The sequence below is a fragment of the Aquabacterium sp. genome, from assembly GCF_030652515.1.
Classification (GTDB): Bacteria; Pseudomonadota; Gammaproteobacteria; order Burkholderiales; family Burkholderiaceae_C; genus Aquabacterium.
Window position 1 is genome coordinate 1 of sequence record NZ_JAUSAR010000123.1, and the last position, 19748, is coordinate 19748.

The 19748-nt window shown below is 63.0% G+C and carries 20 protein-coding genes and 1 tRNA gene; 18 read left to right on the top strand and 3 right to left on the bottom strand.

Features of this window, described 5'->3' with window-relative positions:
- The first annotated feature begins 190 nt into the window (after nt 1–190).
- The 12 genes from Q7V20_RS14855 (at nt 191) to Q7V20_RS14910 (ending at nt 11074) form a co-directional block, all read left to right on the top strand.
- Nucleotides 191–1039, top strand: coding sequence for a flagellin (locus tag Q7V20_RS14855; protein WP_304792654.1), 849 nt, complete (start codon nt 191–193; stop codon nt 1037–1039).
- Between the two features lie 226 nt (nt 1040–1265).
- The gene (locus Q7V20_RS14860; protein WP_304792657.1) at nt 1266–2120 is read left to right on the top strand and encodes a flagellin; all 855 of its coding nucleotides are present in this window, start codon (nt 1266–1268) and stop codon (nt 2118–2120) included.
- A gap of 107 nt (nt 2121–2227) precedes the next feature.
- Nucleotides 2228–3694, top strand: a complete 1467-nt coding sequence (fliD, locus tag Q7V20_RS14865; RefSeq protein WP_304792660.1) for a flagellar filament capping protein FliD — start codon at nt 2228–2230, stop codon at nt 3692–3694.
- Nucleotides 3695–3820: 126 nt separating this feature from the next.
- A complete protein-coding gene (fliD, locus tag Q7V20_RS14870; protein ID WP_304792663.1) occupies nt 3821–5014 on the top strand; it encodes a flagellar filament capping protein FliD in 1194 nt (397 codons plus the stop codon).
- Between the two features lie 137 nt (nt 5015–5151).
- Nucleotides 5152–5619: a flagellar export chaperone FliS gene (gene fliS / locus Q7V20_RS14875; RefSeq protein ID WP_304792666.1), complete on the top strand. Its 468-nt coding sequence runs from the start codon at nt 5152–5154 to the stop codon at nt 5617–5619.
- Nucleotides 5616–5963, top strand: a complete 348-nt coding sequence (locus Q7V20_RS14880) for a flagellar protein FliT (RefSeq protein ID WP_230181834.1) — start codon at nt 5616–5618, stop codon at nt 5961–5963. The genes fliS and Q7V20_RS14880 overlap by 4 nt, the downstream gene beginning before the upstream one ends.
- 12 nt (nt 5964–5975) lie before the next feature.
- Complete coding sequence (locus Q7V20_RS14885; protein ID WP_304792671.1) at nt 5976–6689, top strand: flagellar brake protein; 714 nt, start codon at nt 5976–5978, stop codon at nt 6687–6689.
- A gap of 47 nt (nt 6690–6736) precedes the next feature.
- Entirely contained in the window at nt 6737–7702 is a 966-nt protein-coding gene (gene hemC, locus Q7V20_RS14890; protein ID WP_304792674.1) for a hydroxymethylbilane synthase, read from the top strand.
- A 7-nt stretch (nt 7703–7709) separates the two neighbouring features.
- Complete coding sequence (locus tag Q7V20_RS14895) at nt 7710–8531, top strand: uroporphyrinogen-III synthase (RefSeq protein ID WP_304792677.1); 822 nt, start codon at nt 7710–7712, stop codon at nt 8529–8531.
- Nucleotides 8528–9655, top strand: a complete 1128-nt coding sequence (locus Q7V20_RS14900) for a uroporphyrinogen-III C-methyltransferase (RefSeq protein WP_304792680.1) — start codon at nt 8528–8530, stop codon at nt 9653–9655. Before Q7V20_RS14895 ends, Q7V20_RS14900 begins: the two co-directional genes overlap by 4 nt.
- A gap of 26 nt (nt 9656–9681) precedes the next feature.
- On the top strand, nt 9682–10935 hold the full coding sequence (locus tag Q7V20_RS14905; protein ID WP_304792682.1) for a heme biosynthesis HemY N-terminal domain-containing protein: 1254 nt from the start codon (nt 9682–9684) through the stop codon (nt 10933–10935).
- Nucleotides 10936–10997: 62 nt separating this feature from the next.
- Nucleotides 10998–11074: transfer RNA gene (locus Q7V20_RS14910), tRNA-Arg, on the top strand.
- A gap of 90 nt (nt 11075–11164) precedes the next feature.
- Here the strand turns inward: Q7V20_RS14910 and Q7V20_RS14915 are convergent.
- On the bottom strand, nt 11165–11311 hold the full coding sequence (locus Q7V20_RS14915; protein ID WP_304792685.1) for a hypothetical protein: 147 nt from the start codon (nt 11309–11311) through the stop codon (nt 11165–11167).
- Nucleotides 11312–11500: 189 nt separating this feature from the next.
- Between Q7V20_RS14915 and Q7V20_RS14920 the strand changes: the two genes are divergently transcribed.
- Complete coding sequence (locus Q7V20_RS14920; RefSeq protein WP_304792687.1) at nt 11501–12409, top strand: hypothetical protein; 909 nt, start codon at nt 11501–11503, stop codon at nt 12407–12409.
- Between the two features lie 421 nt (nt 12410–12830).
- Entirely contained in the window at nt 12831–14555 is a 1725-nt protein-coding gene (locus Q7V20_RS14925; protein WP_304792690.1) for a diguanylate cyclase, read from the top strand.
- Nucleotides 14556–14572: 17 nt separating this feature from the next.
- Here the strand turns inward: Q7V20_RS14925 and Q7V20_RS14930 are convergent, their stop codons facing one another.
- Nucleotides 14573–15076, bottom strand: coding sequence for a DUF1993 family protein (locus Q7V20_RS14930; protein WP_304792692.1), 504 nt, complete (start codon nt 15074–15076; stop codon nt 14573–14575).
- Nucleotides 15077–15227: 151 nt separating this feature from the next.
- Between Q7V20_RS14930 and Q7V20_RS14935 the strand changes: the two genes are divergently transcribed.
- The 4 genes from Q7V20_RS14935 to Q7V20_RS14950 all read left to right on the top strand — a co-directional run bounded on the left by Q7V20_RS14935 (nt 15228) and on the right by Q7V20_RS14950 (nt 19065).
- Nucleotides 15228–15680 (top strand): Hsp20/alpha crystallin family protein, encoded by a 453-nt coding sequence (locus tag Q7V20_RS14935; RefSeq protein WP_304792696.1) that lies wholly within the window; start codon nt 15228–15230, stop codon nt 15678–15680.
- Nucleotides 15681–15711: 31 nt separating this feature from the next.
- Nucleotides 15712–16083 carry an Hsp20/alpha crystallin family protein gene (locus tag Q7V20_RS14940; protein ID WP_304792699.1) on the top strand — a complete coding sequence of 124 codons (372 nt, stop codon included), beginning with the start codon at nt 15712–15714 and terminating at the stop codon, nt 16081–16083.
- 61 nt (nt 16084–16144) lie between these two features.
- Complete coding sequence (ylqF, locus tag Q7V20_RS14945) at nt 16145–17113, top strand: ribosome biogenesis GTPase YlqF (protein ID WP_304792702.1); 969 nt, start codon at nt 16145–16147, stop codon at nt 17111–17113.
- Nucleotides 17110–19065: a 3'-5' exonuclease gene (locus tag Q7V20_RS14950; RefSeq protein WP_304792705.1), complete on the top strand. Its 1956-nt coding sequence runs from the start codon at nt 17110–17112 to the stop codon at nt 19063–19065. The genes ylqF and Q7V20_RS14950 overlap by 4 nt, the downstream gene beginning before the upstream one ends.
- A 12-nt stretch (nt 19066–19077) precedes the next feature.
- On the opposite strand, the gene Q7V20_RS14955 is transcribed toward Q7V20_RS14950, so the two are convergent.
- The gene (locus tag Q7V20_RS14955) at nt 19078–19737 is read right to left on the bottom strand and encodes a TetR/AcrR family transcriptional regulator (protein WP_304792708.1); all 660 of its coding nucleotides are present in this window, start codon (nt 19735–19737) and stop codon (nt 19078–19080) included.
- Between the last annotated feature and the right edge of the window lie 11 nt (nt 19738–19748).

The following is a 19748-nucleotide window of genomic DNA, read 5'->3' on the forward strand; positions in this document are numbered from 1 at the left end:
TAAACCAACGGCCTTCACATCATTAAGTAAGTGGGCACGTGGTCCGGTTAGCCGGCCGATGGTTCTGGTGGCCAAGCCACTTGGGCAATGCGGTTGACTAGCGTCGGGCAGGCGAGCTGCAGTAGCTGTATCGCTGCACCAATCTTGTTAGGCGCTTTCCGCCGTCTTTTTTTACCATTAGGAGTACACCATGGCTTCCATCATCAACACCAACTTGAACTCGCTGAACGCTCAGCGCAACACTTCGTCGTCGCAAATGTCGCTGGCAACGTCCATGCAGCGCTTGTCGTCCGGTCTGCGTGTCAACTCCGCCAAGGACGATGCCGCCGGTCTGGCCATCGCCGAGCGCATGAATGCCCAGGTCAAGGGCATGAACGTGGCCGTGCGCAATGCCAATGACGGCATCTCGCTGGCTCAAACGGCTGAAGGCGCGCTGGGCAAAGTGGGCGAATCGCTGCAACGCATGCGTGAACTGGCTGTTCAAGCCCGTAACGCCACCAACAGCGACGGCGACAAGGATTCGCTGGACAAGGAATACCAGCAACTGTCGAAGGAAATTCAACGCGTTCTGGGTGGTACCACCTTCAACGGCAAGGCCATCATCGGCGCCAGTGCCGGCGCACAAGACTTCCAGATCGGTGCCAACACCACCGAAAACGACATCATCACGGTGACCACCACCGACATGACGGCCGATGCCAGCATCGCCCTTGTCACCACCGACGCCACCAACATCATCGACAGCACGACCGACAGCGGGGAGTTGGGCGACGTGATCGACAACATCGACGCTGCCATTGACCGCGTCAATACGGAGCGCGCTGTCTTCGGTGCCACGCAAAACCGCTTTGACTCGGTGATCTCCAACTTGCAAGTCTCGGTTGAGAACCAGACTGCCGCCAAGAGCCGGATCATGGACGCCGACTTCGCCTCGGAAACGGCCAACTTGTCTCGTGCCCAGATCCTGCAGCAGGCTGGCAACGCAATGATTGCGCAGGCCAACCAGTTGCCTCAGCAAGTGCTGTCGCTGCTGCGCTGATCAACCAGGGTCCGGGGCCTCACCGCCCCGGTTTCTTCAGGAGCCACCTTCGGGTGGCTTTTTCTTTTGATTTGGCCGGTTTTCACTCCTCACATCCAACGATTGCGCCTCGCAGAAGTCTCAAACAATTGGGGCACAGGTCAAAGCTTTCAAACAGTCCCTTTGGCCAGCTTTCTAGCAGGCCGGCGTGCGCGCCGGAAGTCACAGGATTTCTCAGGAGTGCCCCATGGCCCAAACGATCAACACCAATCTGAATTCGCTGAACGCTCAGCGGAATCTGAACATGTCGCAGACTTCCCTGTCTGTGTCGATGCAGCGTTTGTCTTCGGGCTTGCGCGTCAACTCCGCCAAGGACGATGCCGCCGGTCTGGCCATCGCCGAGCGGATGAACTCCCAGATCAAGGGCATGAATGTCGCAGCGCGAAATGCGAACGACGGCATTTCCCTGGCGCAGACGGCTGAAGGCGCCCTGGGCAAGGTCAGTGATGCCCTGCAACGCATGCGGGAGTTGACAGTTCAGGCGCGCAATGCCTCGAACAGCGACAGCGACCGCGACTCCCTGAACAAGGAATTCCAGCAGTTGTCCGCGGAAATCATCCGCGTGACCGCCGGCACCACCTTCAACGGCAAGCCCATCCTGGCCACCGGCGCAGCGCAAGATTTCCAGATCGGCGCCAACACCACGGCCAACGACATCATCACGATCACCACCACGGACATGACGGCTGATCCCAGCATCACGGCGGTCACTGGAGCGGGGGGTACTCCGGTCGTGATCGACAGCACGTCCACCACTACCACCCTGGGCGACGTGATCAACGCGATCGACGGCGCCCTGGACCGCATCAACAGCGAACGTGCTGTCTACGGTGCCACCCAGAGCCGTTTCGACGCGATCATCTCGAACCTGCAGGTGTCTGCCGAGAACCAGACCGCCGCCCGCAGCCGGATCATGGACGCTGACTTTGCAGCAGAAACCGCCGCCATGTCCCGCGCCCAGATCCTGCAACAGGCCGGCAATGCCATGGTCGCCCAGGCGAACTCTCTGCCCCAGCAGGTGCTCAAGCTGCTGCAAGGCTGATGGTTGAGGCTCAGGGCTCAAGTTCCCGGCCAGTTGTGCCGATACACCCTGTGTCGAGCCACGTCGTGTGACGAGCTGAGACGTTTGGCGGGCTGAAGGAGCAACACATGGCCACCACCAGTAGCATCAGTTCCCTGGGCATCGGCAGCGGGCTGCAGGCAAACGAGATTGTGACCAAGCTGGTCGCGCTGGAAAGCCAGCCTATCGTCAACCTGCAAACCGCGTCCGACAAGCTGCAGACCAAGATCTCGGCCTACGGGCAGGTCCAGTCCGCCGTGTCGAGCGTGCGCGACGTCGCGCGAAAACTGACATCGGCCGACCTGTGGGGCGCCACCGCCGCCGCCTCCGCCGATGCCACCGCCGTGAACGCCACCACCTCCGCGGGCGCCCAGGTGGGCACCTACGCCGTGGACGTGACCGTCCTGGCCAAGACGCAATCGGTGGTGACCAAAACCTCACTGGCTTCCGGGGCCAGCACCCTGGGTTCGGGCACCTTGACCATCGACCTGGGCACCTGGACCGGCAACAGCTTTGCGGCCAAATCGGGTACCACGCCCGTGGTCGTCACCGTGGAGGCCACCGACACCCTGGCCAACATCCGCGACAAGATCAACGGCAGCAACTCGGGCGTCAAGGCCTCGATCATCACGGACTCATCAGGTTCGCGACTGGTCATGCAATCGGCCGCCACCGGCGAGGCCAATGGCTTTCGCATCACCGCCGCTGATGCAGGCGATGGCAACAACATTGACGATGCTGGACTGTCTGCCCTGGCCTATGACCCCGGCAGCACCACGGCCGGCACAAACTTGAGCCAGGCCGCGACCGACGCGCAAGCGACGATCAACAACGTCCCCATCAAATCGGCCACCAACACCTTGAGTGAGGTGATCTCCGGCCTGACCATGACCCTGAGCAAGGTCACCACCGGCCCGGGCATCACCACCGGCCCGATCAACATCACCGTCAGCCAGGACACGGCCGCCATCACCAAAGCGATCACCGACTTCGCCACGGCGTACTCGTCAATGGCGACCTTGCTGAAGACCAACACCAAGTACGACGAGAGCACCAAGACCGCCGGCAACTTGCAAGGCGACAGTGGCGCCCTGAGCGTTCAGAACCAGTTCCGCGCCATCCTGGGCAGCAGCTCCGACGCGTCCACCACCTTTGGCACCCTGTCGTCGATCGGGCTTGAAATCCAGACCGATGGCACCGTCAAGGTCAACAGCAGCAAGCTGACCAGCTCGCTGGGCAATCTGGCAGAAGTGAAAAAGCTGTTCTCGAACTCGGATTCGGTGGATGCCAACAAGGACGGCATCATGACCCGCCTGCGGGTCTTGAGCGACAACCTGTTGAGCACCGACGGCATCTTGACTGTGCGCACCAGCGGCCTCAAACAAACCATCACCGACAACCAGGCTCGTCAAGAGTCCTTGCAGAACCGTGTCGACCTGTATGAAAAGCGTCTGAAGGCGCAGTACACCGCGCTCGACACCATCATGGCTGGGCTGAACAGCCAGGGCAACTACGTGACCCAGATGATCAATTCGCTGAACAACAACAGCAATTGATCGGGGCCTGCCACGGCAGGAATTCACGAGTGACCGACGATTGCACTCAAGACTGAGCAAAGCCTGCCGAAACCCATGGTGAATGGGTTTTTTGTGCAGGTTTTCAGCAGTACCGGGAGCAATATCATGGCTTCAATCTCCATCGCGGGGACGGGCAGTGGCATTGATGTCAGTTCGTTCGTCACACAGCAGCAACTGTCGGTTGAGAGACCGTCGGCTGACCCACCACGAGCGCTCCAGGCCGAACCTGCCCAGACCAATCTGTCCCCCCAGGGCAAGTTGCAAAGCGCGCAATCAACCTATGTGAATGCCGCCCAAAAGCTGGCCGACGACATGAGCTGGGCCAACACCGTCGCCAGCTCCAGCCAGCCAACGGCCGTGTCGGCCTCCAGCGACAGCACCGCCGCCGCCGGCAACTACAGCGTCGAAGTGAACTCATTGGCCACGGCTCAGGCCACCACGTCCGCATCGTTCTCTGGCGTGGGCACCGTCATCGGCCTGGGCACCCTGCACATTGAACTGGGCAGCATCAACAGCTCGCAAACGGCTTTTGCCACCAACCCCAACTGGCCCAAGTCGGATGTGCGCCTGGGCCCACACGACAACTCGCTGGAAAAGATCCGCGACAAGATCAACGCCGCAGGTGTGGGCGTCGTGGCCTCGGTCATCAGCGATGCCACGGGCTCGCGCCTGGTGTTGCGCTCGACCAGCACTGGCGCCGACAACGGCTTCAAGGTGTCGGCCTCGGGTGAGGAGGGCAAGCCCCCCAGCCCCGACCTGGCGGCCCTGGGCTTCGACCCCATGCTCGCTCAGCAAAGCACCCAGCAAACGCAAGCAGCAAGCGACGCCAAAGCCAAGGTCAATGGCGTGGACGTTCAATCGCCCACCAACACCTTGTCCGACGCCGTGCCAGGCGTGAGCTTCAAGCTGGGCAAGGTCACCGATGGCCCCGTCAACGTGTCGGTCGGCCAAGACCAGGATGCTTTGAAAAAATCCATCAACGAGTTCACCCAGTCGTACAACGAACTGAACGCCCAGGGGCAGCCCCCCCAGGTGCCCAGCCAACGTCTGGCCGACATCGGGATCGCCAAGGACACCGATGGCACCTTGAAGATCGACAGCGCCCGGCTGGACAAAGCCCTGGCCACCCAGCCGGAGAAGGTGCAGGACGTGTTTGCCGAAGCCCGGGACGAGGCTTCTGCAGCCAAGGCCGACGACAAGCGTGCAACGCGTGACGCCGACCAGCCTGCGGCCTCCTACGCCCAAAAGCTGCTGGACCAGTACAAGTCCCTCGAGGCCAGCGAAACTGCGGCGCATTGATTTCTCGTGTTGGGAAACAGAGGCCAAAACACCCTCCATTTCGCGCAATCAGGATGGCGTTTGAGGTTCAAGCTGATCAGGGAAGTGTCGATAAATAGCTCAACGCTGATTGCAGCATCTTCCGAGAGTCATTTCAGATGTACGCCACCATCACAGCCTCCTCTGCCAACGTCTTTGGTCCCCGGACCTCAGGCAACATGTACCGCCAGGTCGGCCTTGAAACCGGGGTCAGCGGCGCGTCGCCGCATCAACTGATCGGCATGCTGCTCAATGGCGCACTCGAAGCCATTGCACAAGCCCGCGGCGCCATCAAAGCCAAGCAGGTCGAAGCCAAGTGCAAGGCCATCAGCAAGGCCGTGAGCATCGTCGATGAGGGCCTGAAGGCCAGCCTGGATTTGAAGACCGGTGGCCAACTGGCCGCCAACCTGAATGACCTGTACGCCTACGTGACCACCCGTTTGACGCAGGCCAACCTGCATTCGGATGACGCGGCCCTGGAGGAATGCGCCAACCTCCTCAGCCCCTTGCGCGATGCCTGGAGCAGCATTGGCTCTGGCAACGTTGAACAAGCGCGCACCACCTACCTTGAAGGGGTTCAACCATGAACGCCCCAGAACTGATCACCGCCCCTGACGAAGACATCCAAGCAGGAAGCCTTTTGAGTTACTACGAAGCCATCGAAACTGCCAGCCACGACATGCTGGAAGCCGCCCGCACGGGCGATTGGGACACCGTTGTCCGCCTGGAAGGCGCTTGCGCCGTGCTGATCTCTCAGCTCAAGCACGCCGCCGACCAGTACCCACTGGGCGCCGACGAACGCGCCCTCAAGAGCCGCATCATGCAGCGCATCCTGGTCAACGACGCCGAGATCCGCCACCTGGCCGAACCCTGGATCAATGACCTGAGCAAGATGATGGGCAGCAAGTCGGACCCTTCTCAAATGCATTGACCACGACGGCCCATGGACGACTACCGAATCACCTCGCCGGTTGAAGTCGATGACTTCCTCAAGCGCTTGCTCAATGCCAATGCCTTGATGACCTTGAGCGGCCCCGGCGGGACCAGCTACACCACCATGCTGTGGGCGGTTGATTCCACGCGCGGCATCGTGTGCTTCAGCGCCGAGACGGGCGACACCCGTTTGCAGGCCCTGCTGGAAACCGAAGAGGTGGTGGCCGTGGGCTACCTGGACAGCATCAAGCTCCAGTTCGACCTGGACGGCGTGGTGCAGGTGCATGGCAACGGCACCGTGGCGCTCAACGCGCAGTACCCGCGCACGCTGTACCGCTTTCAACGGCGCTCCAGCTTCCGGGTCAAACCCCTGGTCAGCAGCACCCCGGTGGCCCACTTGCGCCACCCCGCCGTGCCCGACATGAAACTCGATCTGCGCGTGCTGGACATCAGCCTGGGCGGTGTGGCGCTGTTTTTGCCACACAACGTGCCCATGGTGTCGCCCGGCGTCAAGATCGGCCAGTGCTTCCTGGACCTGGATTCAGACACGCGCCTGGAGATCGGCCTGATCATTCACCACGTCAGCGTGATCAACCCCGAATCCCAAGGCGCTCGCCTGGGCTGCGAGCTGGTCAACATGAACGGGGCGACCGAACGTGCCCTGCAACAGTACGTCAACCAGACTGAAAAAAGGCGCCTGGCACTGGCCATGAGCCAGGATTGAGCCCAGCGGACTGCACTTGGCGCACCCAGCGCTGATAGCATCGCCGGATGACTGCTCCTGACACGACCCCCTCGGCGTGGGTGATCGCCACCCGCGAAAGCCGCCTGGCCCTCTGGCAGGCCGAACACGTTCGCGACCTGCTCCACACCCGATTCAAGCGCCCCGTCACCCTGCTGGGCATGACCACCCGAGGCGACCAGATCCTGGACCGCTCCTTGTCCAAAGTGGGCGGCAAAGGCCTGTTCGTCAAGGAGCTTGAAGTGGCCCTGGAAGAAGGCCGCGCCGACCTGGCCGTGCATTCGCTCAAAGACGTGCCCATGGAGCTGCCCGAAGGCTTCGTGCTGGCCTGCGTGATGGAGCGCGAAGACCCCCGCGACGCGTTCGTCTCCAATGATTTCGCCAGCCTGGACGCCCTGCCCCAAGGCGCCGTGGTGGGCACCTCCAGCCTGCGCCGCCTGACGCAGTTGCGCGCCCTGAGGCCCGACCTGCGGATCGAGCCCCTGCGCGGCAACCTGGACACCCGCCTGCGCAAGCTGGACGAAGGCCACTACGCGGCCATCATCCTGGCCGCCGCTGGCCTCAAACGCCTGGGCCTGGCCGAGCGCATCCGCCAGGTCATCGACACCGAGGTGATGTTGCCCGCCGCCGGACAAGGCGCCCTGGGCATCGAGGTGCGACTGGACCACCCCGACCTGCTGCCCTCGCTGGCCACGCTCACGCACACGCCCACCTGGCTGGCCACGCTGGCCGAACGTGCGGTGTCACGCGGCCTGGGCGGCAGTTGCTCCATGCCCTTGGCCGCCTACGCCCAATGGTCATCCGCCAACGCCAAGACGCCCGCCGCCATGACCCTGCGCGCCCTGCTGGGCCACCCCGCCCAGAACACACTGGTGCGCGCCCAGATGCAAGGCTCACCCACCACCCCGGCCGAGGCCGAAGCCTTGGGTCGGCAAGTGGCGCAGCAACTCCAGGCCCAAGCCGGCCCCGAGTGGCTGGCCGCGCTGGTGGCCTGAGCCCGGCATGCGCCTGCTGGTCACCCGGCCCGAACCCCAGGCCAGCGCCTGGGTTGAGCAACTGCGAACCCTGGGCCTGGATGCCCAGGCGCTGCCCCTGATCGACATTCAGGGGCCCAACGACCCGGCGCCCGTGCACGCCTTGTGGCGCCATTTGCACCAGGCCCGCCTGTTGATGTTCGTCAGCCCCAGCGCCGTCGAATGGTTCTTCCGCCTGCGCCCGGCAGACTGCCTTTGGCCAGCACAAACCCTGGCGGCAGCCCCCGGCCCCGGCACGGCCCGAGCCTTGGCGCAAACCGCGCTGGATGCCGGCCTGGCCTTGCCGCAGGTCATCTGCCCCGGTGAGGATGCCGCCCAGTTCGATTCCGAAACCTTGTGGCCTCTGCTACAAGCGCTCGATTGGCAGGGCCAGGCCGCCTGGACCATCAGCGGCGGTGATCGCCAGGATGCCAAAGGCCGCGCCTGGCTCAGCCAGCAATTGCGCTCGCGCGGCGCCCAGGTCACGTCGTTGCTGACCTATCAGCGCAGCGCAGCGCACTGGTCGCCCGAACAACAGGCCCTCGCCCTCGCCGCCACTCAGAACCCGCCAGATCACTGCTGGCTGTTCAGCAGCTCTGAAGCCATCGACCACCTCACCGACACACTGATGCCGGGCCAAACCTGGCAGAACGCCACAGCCCTGGCCACCCATCCCCGAATCGCCGAGCGGGCCAGGCTGGCCGGGTTTGGCCAGGTGATCGCCACGCGCCCCACCCCCGAGGCAGTGGTGGCCGCACTACGACCCGCCAAATCCGGCCTCGTGCACGTCGATACAATGAATCCATCGTGAGCGAACCCGACGTCATCCTTCCGCCTGAACCCGACTACCAACCCGTGGCCACCTCGGACTGGATGCGCTGGGCCGTCCTGGTCCTCAGCGCGGTCTGCGTGGGCGGGGCCTGGCTGGCCTGGACCACCCAGAAAAAGGTCGACACGCTCGAGCAGGAGCTGGTGCGCCGCCAGCAAGACAGCCAGGGCCAGGCCACCGAAGCGCGCCTGCTGGCCCGGCAGGCCCAGGAAATCTCACGCGAAGCCGCCGCCCGCACCACCTTGCTCGAAACCCGGTTGGCCGAAGTCACCTTGCAGCGCAGCCAGGTCGAAGACCTCATCAAATCGATGTCCCTGTCGCGCGACGAAAACCTGGTGGTGGACATCGAAGCCGCGCTGCGCGTGGCCGTGCAGCAGTCGGCCTTGACCGGCAGCGCCGAGCCCCTGATCGCCGCCATGAAATCGGCGGAAGATCGCTTGAGCCGCGCCCGCCAGCCTCGCCTGGACAGCGTGCGCCGCTCACTGGCCAAAGACCTGGACCGCCTCAAATCCACCCGCGTGGCAGATTTATCGTCCCTCACCATCCGGCTGGACGAGGCCATCCGCCTGGTCGATGAGCTGCCGCTGATCAGCCAACCCGTGGACGAATCAGGCCGCGCGCTGGCACGGCCCACCGCACCGGTGCCCAAGGGCAAGGCCGCGCAACGTGCCAGGCCCGCTGCCAGCGCCGCCTCCAGCGTCGAAACGGCCGCATCGGCGGCCCCTTTGGGGGACCAGTTGATGCAATGGGGCCAAAGCACCGCGCGCACGGCCTGGCAAGAGGCTCAGGCCCTGGTCCGCATCACCCGCATCCGCCAGCCCGAGGCCATCCTGATCACGCCCGAGCAATCGTTCTTCCTGCGCGAGAATCTCAAGCTGCGCCTGCTGAACGCCCGCCTGGCCCTGCTGAGTCGGCAATCGGCCTCTGCCGTGGCCGATGTGAACGTGGCCCAGGCCGCCCTGACCAAATACTTCGACACCCAATCGCGCAAGACCCAGTTGCTGCAAAGCTTGCTGACCGACGTGGCCACGCAAAGCCAGCAGACCCTGGTGCCCCGCCCGGACGACACGCTGGCCAGCCTGGCCGCCATCGCGGGCGGACGCTGAACCGCCGCTGAAAGACACCGCCCTCCATGCGCACCATCGTCTGGCTCCTGTTGCTCGCGGTCGTGGCGGTTGTCGCCGCCTCCGGCCTGGGCGGCAACGACGGCCTGGTCAGCATCTACTGGCTGGGCTGGCGCACCGACCTGTCCTTCAACCTGTTCGTGATCAGCATGGTGCTGCTGTTCCTGGCCATCTACTCCACCATCCGTGGCCTGGACTCCCTGATCGGCCTGCCGCAACGTGCCAAGCGCTGGCGCCTGATGCAGCGTGACCGCGCCGCCCAAACCGCCCTGCGTGAAGCCCTGGCCCTGTACCTGGCGGCCCGCTACACCCGCGCCCACCGCGAAGCCCAGCGCGCCATTGCCATCCAGGCCGACACCCCCGACCTGGCCCTGGACGCCGAATTCACCGCTTTGTCGCACCTGTTGTCCGCCGGTAGTCTGCACCGCCTGCAAGACCGCAAGCAACGGGACGAGCACCTGCAGCGCGCACTCGACCTGTCACTGCTGACCAAGCGCCCACGCGCCACCGAGGAAGGTGCCCGCCTGCTGGCCGCCGAATGCGCCATTGACGACCGCGATGCCACCCGCGCCCTGCGCGACCTGCGCGAACTGGCCCCGGGCGTGGCCCGCCGCACGCAAGCCCTGCGCTTGAAGTTGCAGGCCGCCCGCCTGGCGCGCCAGCCCCTGGAAGCGCTTAAAACCGCGCGGCTGCTGGCCAAGCACCAGGGCTTCACCGAAGACGCGGCGGAAGGCCTGTTGCGCACCCTGGCGACCGAAACGCTGGAGACTGCCCGCGACGCCGAACAACTGCGCAAAATCTGGCAGCAACTCGATCCCGCCGACCGGCGCGATCCCATCGTGGTGGCCCGAGGCGCTACGCGCATGTCCGAGTTGGGAGCACCCAAGGAGGCCCGCCAATGGTTGGCCCCTTTGTGGGACCAGATCGGCCGCCAGGCGCCTGAAGCCAGCGAAGCCCTGGCCCAGGCCTTGTCCCACAGCCTGCTGGGACTGGAAGCCGAATGGCTGCCACGCCTGGACGCCGCCACGCCCGTGGCCTTGCGCAGTGCTGGCCTGGCCCTGGCCGTGGGCCTGGCGCTGGCTGAGCGGCAACTGTGGGGCAAGGCCCGCAGCCTGCTCCTGTCGGCCGCCAATGACCTGCAGCTGGACAGCCACCGCCGCCGTCGGGCCTGGACCCGCCTGGCCCAGTTGGCAGAACAAGAGCACCGCGCTGATGAAGCCGCGCGTTTCTACCGCCTGGCGGCCTTGGCCGACGCCAGTTGATTGCAAATATTTCGCACCTGGCTTTACAAGGTGCTGAAATCAATGCTACATTATTGGTCTTGGCGGCTGTAGCTCAGTTGGATAGAGTACTTGGCTACGAACCAAGGGGTCGTGGGTTCGAATCCTGCCAGCCGCACCAAAATTTGCCTAGCAAATCAATGCCTTAGAGGTTACCGCCTCTGAGGCATTGTTCTTTCTGCGTGACCTTTTGCGTGACATTCCCGGGCTCTCACCCGTTCACCACACGCAGCAGGGTCATCCGATCTCGCGTTTCCTGGACCTTGTTGGCCATCTCCACCAGGCGCGCAATTGTGGCCAGCAACTCCCGGCCAATCTTGGAGCCCTTGTGCCTCATGAGAATGACGTCGACAAGCATGGCAAGAACTGTACTCCCATACAGTGGTCAATGAAAAGCCATTAAGTTGACTTATGCATGAAATTGGCCAGCTCTCCCCGAGCACTAGTGATCAAAGCGGAGCGTGGGATCCGCTGATCAAAATGGCTAGATCGGGTTTCCTTCCGCTTCGCCTCGTGCCAAAATCCACTGATTTCTAGGGAGCGAACTGTGAAAGAAGAAGACAAGGAGAATAAAGATAAGAATAGCCTTACCAATTTGGTTGGCATATTTGTCAGCCGTTTGTCTGACCCTCTAGTTTGGGCATTTATCTTGTCCTGGGCAATCTGGAACTATCGATTAATTTTAGTAGTGCTGGGCGACGGCCCATATAGGGGAAAGATTGCATATATAGACGAAGAATTATATAAAAACAACGAATGGTTTTTGCGGGGCATTTTATGGCCAGCCGGAACGGCACTCATCCAATTGCTTATCGTGCCTTTTGGGACGACATTGGTAATGATGTTCCAAAAATGGATGGAAGTATTGCAACATGACCGAGTGGCAAAGGCTTCTAAAGCGAAGCTTTGTACCAAAGAAGAGGCGATCCGTCTGCATGAAGAGCTCACACGGCAGAAAATTGAGATGAATGCCGAAAGACTCAGAAGCGCAACTTCACAAAAGGCCATGAGTGATGCTGTAGACAGAGCCCATGAAGTTGCGGTTGCGCATATCAAAGCATCAGCAAGGGATTTTGGGAGAATACTCGAAACAAAAACAGTTAAACCTGATTTTGGTGGGGCCGCTCAGATTAAGTTAAGCGGCATGATCGAGGGGCCAATGATTTCAAAGTTATTGGTGGACTATTTTGAGACCATTGGAGCCCCTCGGGAATACTTTCACGCCATCAAATACGCGGTTCAAAAGCAAAGATTTTCCGAAAAGGAACTGAATCAGCTTTTGCCAAATTTCATCGCACACATTCCTGAAATGATCAAGACTCTATTAAGTCTTGAATTGATAGGCCTCGCTTGGCAAGACGGCGCTGAGCCGTTGTATTTCCCGATGGATCAAGCAGCCAGCAGATTGCACGACTTAATTCTGGATGCTGAAAAGAACGGGAAATCCGCGTGGTAGGGCTCAACGTTCCGGCTTGCCACGATAGTTAGGCTCCCAAAACGTGATCACGACAACGCCAGGCCGAAGGGAATCCAAGCCGTGTACTGGCGGCCGCTCCTAGTCAATTTTGGAGCTCCGATGCCTCATGAGAACGACATCGACAAGGCTGGGCAATACTGCAATCCCATGCGGCGGCTCATGACAAGACATCTGCGTGAAGCGGAGTGTGGGCGCCGCTAAGTCGTTGATTTACCGTTGATTAAAATGGCTGGATCGGGCTACGAACCAAGGGGGCGTGGTTCGAATCCTGCCAGCCGCACCAAAAATGACGAGGGTCAGCAAGTTAACTTGCTGACCCTTTTGTCATTTCCGGTCCGCATTAAAGTGCCACCCCCATGTACCGATAACGATGCATCAAGTCATGCAGACGACGGCGCACATGAGGTCCAAACTTTTTCCGCTTCTGAGCTTCAGAACGCACATCGCGGTGGTTTTCGGCGGGCTGGTCATCGTGCTGGCTGGCGCGCTCACTTTCGCCCTGGGCAAAATGTTGACCTCCCAGATCCAGCGTGACAAGGGCGGCTCCCTGAACGTGGTGGCCAACAACGCGTCCAAGATGCTGGCCGACGGTCTGTTTGACCGCAGCCGCGAAGTGCAGGTGCTGACTGAATCGGCTGCCGTGTGGGCGCAAGGACTGGACTCGCCCGAAGTGGCCCAGAACCTCGCACGCAGCCAAGCCATGCGCCCCAACAGCCTGTGGATCGGCGTGGCCGACACCGAAGGCGTGGTCCGCTCGGCCACGGGCGGACTGCTGCTCGGCCAGAACGTGAAAACCCGCCCCTGGTTCACCGCCGGCATCCAACGCAACTTTGTGGGCGACGTTCACCCGGCCAAATTGTTGGCCTCGCTGCTGCCGCGCCCAAGCACCAATGAACCTTTGCGTTTCGTGGATTTCTCAGCGCCTATCAGAGTGGGCGGCAAGGTCGTCGGGGTGCTGGGCATCCATGGCAGTTGGGATTGGACACGCGAGGTGGTGGAGTCACTGCACCCGGCCAACGCCAAAGCCTTGCGCATGGAGGTCTTCATCTTCGACCGCTCGGGCACGGTCATTTACGCCCCCGATGGCAAGACCGCCGACCACGTTGCCGCAGGCATGCGCCTGCCGGTGGACACCCAAGCATCTTCAGACAACGACAACGATGCCCAGGCGGCCTCGGTCATCCAGTGGCAAGACGGCAAGGACTACCTGACGGCCGCCGCCAAGCTCAAGGCCCTCAGCGTGGCCAGCGATCTGGGCTGGACCATCGTGGTTCGCGAGCCGGTCGAAATCGCCTTTGCCGACAGCCAAGCCGCGATGGTGAAAGCCATGGGCATCGGTCTGCTGGCCGCCGTCTTTGCCAGCTTGCTGGCCTGGTTGGCCGCCGGACGCATCAGCGGGCATTTGTCCACGATTGCCACGGCAGCCCATGAGGTGGAGTCGGGCCTGCCCGGCGCCTCGATTCCCTTGCTGGAAAGCAGCACCGAGGTGCTGTCACTGGCCACCGCCTTGAACCGCATGACCCGGCGCCTGATCACGCTCAACGAGCAAATGGAAGACAAGGTCAAGCTGCGCACGCAAGAGCTGGAAGCGGCCAACCGCGAGCTGGACCGCCAGTCGCGCAGCGATCACCTGACAGGCGTGCTGAACCGCCGCGGCTTCGAAGCCCAGCTCAAGATTGCCCTGTCTTCTGCCAAGCGGCGCAACAGCCCGATCAGCGTCATCATGGTGGACCTGGACCATTTCAAACAGGTCAACGACACCCACGGACATGATGTGGGCGATCAGGTGATCCGGCACCTGTCAGACACCATGCGCCAGCGCGTGCGCGACTCCGACATCGTGGCCCGCATGGGCGGCGAAGAATTCATCGTGATGCTGCCGGACACCGACGCCAAGGGCGCGCAGATCCTGGCGGAAGAGCTGGTCAAGGTCGTGGGCTCGCGCCAGGCCCCGGTGGCTGGCAAGGTCACCATCAGCGCGGGCGTGTCGCAACTGGACATGAAGCTGGAAGACCTGGCCGAGATGCTCAAAGGCGCCGACGAGGCGCTGTACGTGGCCAAACGCTCTGGCCGCAACCAGGCCGTCGTGCACGATGCCAGCGCCATGGCATCGATGATGGCCTGATCAAACACCGTGGGCGCTCAGTTGCCCAGGTAATCGCGCTTGCCGATTTCCACACCGCCATGGCGCAACAGGTTGTAGGCCGTGGTGACGTGGAAGAAGAAGTTGGGCAGCACGGCTTCCATCAGGTACTGCTGGCCTTTTGATTCGACCACGCGGTCACGCATCTTGATCGAGATGTCGCGCGCCTCGCTGCCATCGATTTGCTCAGGCTTGAAGGTGGACAGGTAATCCACCGTCTTGGCGATGCGCGCCTGCAGTTCGGCAAAGCTGGCTTCGGTGTCTTCGAAGCGCGGGATCTCCACGCCAGCCAGGCGCGAAGCACCGCCCTTGATCATGTCGCAGGCGATCTGCACCTGGCGGGTCAGGGGGAACATGTCGGGGAAGATGCGCGAGTTCAGCAGCGCCGCTTCGTCGATCTTGCGGGCCTCGCAATGCGCGGCGGACTTGCCCAGGATGGTCGACAGGTTGTTCAGGATGCGGATGGCCACGGGCACGCTGGCCGAGTACATGGAGATGGACATGTTTTGCTTTCTGAGGGGGTGGGGAGCCGCATTACACCCCAAGCAGAAAAAACCTGCACAACACGGCCTGCTCTTGAAATCATTTTGACGGCCACTATCTCCTGCAACAGACGCACGGTGCGTCACCCTTCATTGCGACAGGAGATCTGCCATGTACCCTTCCCTGCAAAGCCATGCCAGCGGCGTCTTCGGCGATTTTGAACGCCTGCGCCGCGAACTGGACGATGTCTTCGGCCTGGGCACCTCGCCCACCAGCATCCGCTCGGCCGGCCCCGGCGCCTTCCCCGCCCTCAATGTGGGCCACACCCCCGCCAGCGTCGAGGTCTACGCCTTCGCGCCGGGCATCGATCCCGACAAGGTGGAGGTCACGCTCGACCGCGGCGTGCTGACCCTGGCGGGCGAACGCCCACCCACCGCACCTGATGGCAACGACAAGGTCAGCGTGTACGCCCGCGAACGCCTCAGTGGCCGCTTCAAACGCGCCGTGAGCCTGCCCGACGACGTGGACCCGGAGCGCGTGCAAGCCCGCTACCAGGACGGCGTGCTGCACATCAGCATTGGCAGGCGTGAAGCCGCGCAACCCAAGCGCATCACCATTCAGTGAATGACCGACACCGCACACAGGAGCTGAGACCATGAGCAACCAATCACAAACCACGACCCCATCCCGCCCCGCCCGCGCCATGGTGCCGCGCGTGGATGTGCTGGAAGACCAGACTGGCATCACCCTGCTGGCCGACCTGCCCGGCGTGTCCAAGGAGCAACTTGAGTTGAAGGTGGACGGCGACACGCTGCTGATTGAAGGCACCGTGGGCGCACTGACCCAGGAGGGCCTGGAGCCCACCTACGCCGAGGTGCGCCTGCCTTTGTACCGCCGCGCCTTCACCCTGAGCCGCGAGCTGGACACCTCGCGCATCGAGGCCAACCTGAAGAACGGCGTGCTGAACCTGCGCATTCCCAAGCAGCAGCACGCCCAGCCACGGCGCATCCAGGTGCAGGTGAACTGAGGCCCGGCGGGAGTGGGACAATGGCGGGGTCTCGTCCACCCCAGCCCTGAAAGTTTGCAAGATGCCCATCCAGTGGTTTCCCGGTCACATGCACCTGACCAAAAAAGCCATCGGCGAACGCATCAAGGAAATTGACGTCGTGATCGAGCTTCTGGACGCCCGCCTGCCGGGCTCCAGCGCCAACCCCCTCCTGCACCAACTCACGGGGCACAAGCCCAAGCTGAAGCTGCTGAACAAGCAGGACCTGGCCGACCCGGCGCGCACCGAGGAATGGCTGGCGCATTACAACAGCCAGCCCGACACCCGCGCCCTGGGCCTGGACGCCTCGGTGACCGCCCCAGCGCAGCGCCTCATCCAGGCCTGCCGCGCCCTGGCCCCCTTGCGTGGCGGCATGGCCAAGCCCATGCGCGTGCTGATCTGCGGCATCCCCAACGTGGGCAAATCCACGCTGATCAACACCCTCACTGGCAAGAAAGCCACCAAGACAGGCGACGAGGCCGGCATCACCAAGATGGAGCAGCGCATCGCGTTGGCCAACGACTTCTATTTGTTCGACACGCCGGGCATGCTCTGGCCCAAGATCATCGTGGACAAGAGCGGCTACAACCTGGCCGCCAGCGGCGCGGTCGGCCGCAATGCCTATGACGAAGAAGAAGTGGCGCTGGAGTTGCTGAACTACCTGCGGCTGCACTACGCGCCATTGGTGGAAGCGCGCTTCAAACTGGAGAACACCGCGGGCCTGCAAGACGAAGAACTGCTGACCGAGATCGGCCGCAAGCGTGGCGCGGTGCTGGGGGGCGGGCGCATCAACCTGCAAAAGGCCGGTGAGCTGGTGCTGACCGATTTCCGGGCGGCCACCATGGGCCGCATCACCCTGGAAACCGTGGACGAGTTCCAGGCCTGGTGGGCGGCTGGCCTGGCGGTGGAGGCCGAGAAGGCCAAAAAGAAAAACAAGAGCAAGAAGGGCACTCGCGAGGCCGATGCTGAAGCCGCCGAGGCCGCAGACCACGGCGATTCGGGCGATGAATGACGGACGCCGTCTTTCAACCCAAGGGCCTCACGCCCACCGCTGAGCAGCGCACGATCCAGCTTGAGCGCCACCGGCACGTCGTCGTCGAGGCCAATGCGGGCGCGGCCAAGACCACCACCCTGGCCCTGCGCCTGGCCCAGGCCCTGGCGCGCGGCGCCAACCTGGACCACATCCAGACCCTGACCTACACCGACGCCGCCGTGGCCTCACTGCGCCTGGCGCTCGACCGCATCGGCATCCCGGCCGCCGTGCGCAACCGCCTGCGCATCCAGACCTTCGACCAGTTCTGCGCCGAACGCCTGGCCAGCATTGAAGGGCCCGGCGTGACGCGCTACAACGCGCCCGAACAGCTCAAGCCCCACTTGCTGCAGGCCATCGACCGCGTCTTGTCCAACGAAGATGAACGCCACCGCGACGAGTTCGCCATCGAAGGCTCTGGCGAAGGCGCGGTGGAAGGCCTGCTGGCCTCGTTCGCCCGCCTCAAGGGCACGATGCAGTTGACCCTGGAAGCGGCGGACCGCCCACTGACGCCGGCCCTGGCCGATGAACTGGGCCACGACTACCTGACCCTGCGCACCTTCTGGGCCTACGAACACCTGCGCCGTGGCGGCCACCCTGATCGCCACGCCTTCAGGGCGCCCGATGACGCCACGCACGACCTGGCCAAGCTGCTGATGACCGAGGATGCCCTGCTGGAAGGCGAGCACCCCCTGGCACTGGGCCTGCACCTGATCCTGCTGGACGAAATGCACGACACCAACCGGGCCATGTTCACCGTGCTTCAGCACCTGCTGGCTGAAAACCCCGCCGCCTTCATCGGCTTTGGTGACCGCGACCAGGTGATCCACGCCATGGCAGGCGCCGATGCCAGTTTCATGGGCAGCGGCTTTGACCGCGAGATCGGCGTGGCGCAACGCCTGCCGCTGACCAGCTCCTACCGCTTTGGTCGGACCTTGGCGCGCCACGTGGGCAGGCTGGCGGTCAAGGACTACCTGTCCCAAAGCTTGCACGACACGCCCGTCAGCATCGTGCGCTACGAGCACCTCAAGGAAGCGCACTGGCACATCGCCAAGGTCATCACCGAACGCGAAGGACTGGGGCCCAAATCGCATTTGTCAGAGATCGCGGTGTTGCTGCGGCAGCCCCACCAGTCGGTCGAGCTTGAGAACCACCTGCTGGACAAAGGCGTGGACTACCGCACCACCGGCTTCCTGCCCTACCTGATGCGGCCCGAGGTGCTCTTCGTGCGTGGCCTGATCGCCCATGCGCGCGAAGACTTCGCGGCCATCGAAGACCTGGACACGCGCGTGAGCATCCTCCAGGCGCTGCTGCTGTTCTGCGGCTCTTTCGTGGAAACCGAAGAGACCGACCCGGGCAAGCAGCAACAGGCCGAAAAGGCCGCCCTCAAAGACGTGGCCAGCCGCCCGGAAGGGGCGCCGCTGTTCGTGCAGAACCAGGTGCTGCGCAACGCACCGCCCCACATCCGCGGCCTGGTTTATGCCGCGCTGGACGTGCTTCGTGCCAACGCCACCGACATCCTGATCGAGCGCTTCGTGCAGGCTTTGATGCCCCAGCAACTGGCCGCGCGTGTGATGGTGCGCACCGATGACATCGCGCAGGTGAGCGCCAACATCCAGGGCCTGATCCAGTCGGCCGCCACGTTTGACAACGTCGAATCGTTCTTCCGCGCCATGAACGCGCGCGAAGTGCGGCAAAAAGCCATGCGCAGCAAACAATGCGTGGTGCTGTCCAGCATCGAGGCCGCCAAGGGCCTCGAGTTCGAACACGTGATCATGCCGGGCCTGAACAAGGGTGAATTCGCCGTGGGTGGCAACACCGCCGACAACCGCAATCTGCTGTACGTTGGCATGACCCGCGCCAAGCACCGGCTGACCATCCTTTACGACGGCGCCAGGCCGAGCAAATACCTCGTTGATGCCGGGCTGATTTGAGCAGCCACCCCATCAGCCCCTGGGCAACAGCGCTCTGGCACCCAAGACCAATGCTGCGAACATGGCCTGCAACTCGTCGGTCAGCTCGATCACGGAAGGCGGCCTGTCGCTGGTGAGCCATTCGCAAAGGAGCTCATTGACCGCCCCCACCATGGCCACGCAGGACAGGCGGTATTCGCGTTGGGGCAGCATCTCGGCCTGGACCATGCCATTGGCGTAGGCCTCGATCAGGCTGGCGAATTCGTGGATCACCGCGCGGCGCCGACGGGCCATGTCCGCGCTCACGCCCACCACCTCGATGCAGGCCAGACGGGCACGCCGGGGATCCGACGTGTAGGCACGCACAAAGGCCCGGATGCCCCCCTTGATCAACTCGTCAGGGGCCAAGCCCGGGATTTGCAAAGCCGCCTGCACCTCGGTGCGTGCATTGGCCACCACCTGCTCGTAGTTGGCCAGCAGCAGGGCCTCGCGCGTGTCGAACTGCTCGTAGAAGTGCCGGGGGGTGACCTTGGCCTCGGCACAAATGGCATCAATGCGGGTGTGTTGATAGCCCAGGGTGCAAAACAGCGTCAAACCGGCTTCCAGCAGGCGCTGACGGCGCTCCTGCAGCAACTCTTGCGCACTGCGCCCGGCATAACCACGTCGGCGGGCGGGCGGGGTTGACTTGATCATGGTCAATTCAG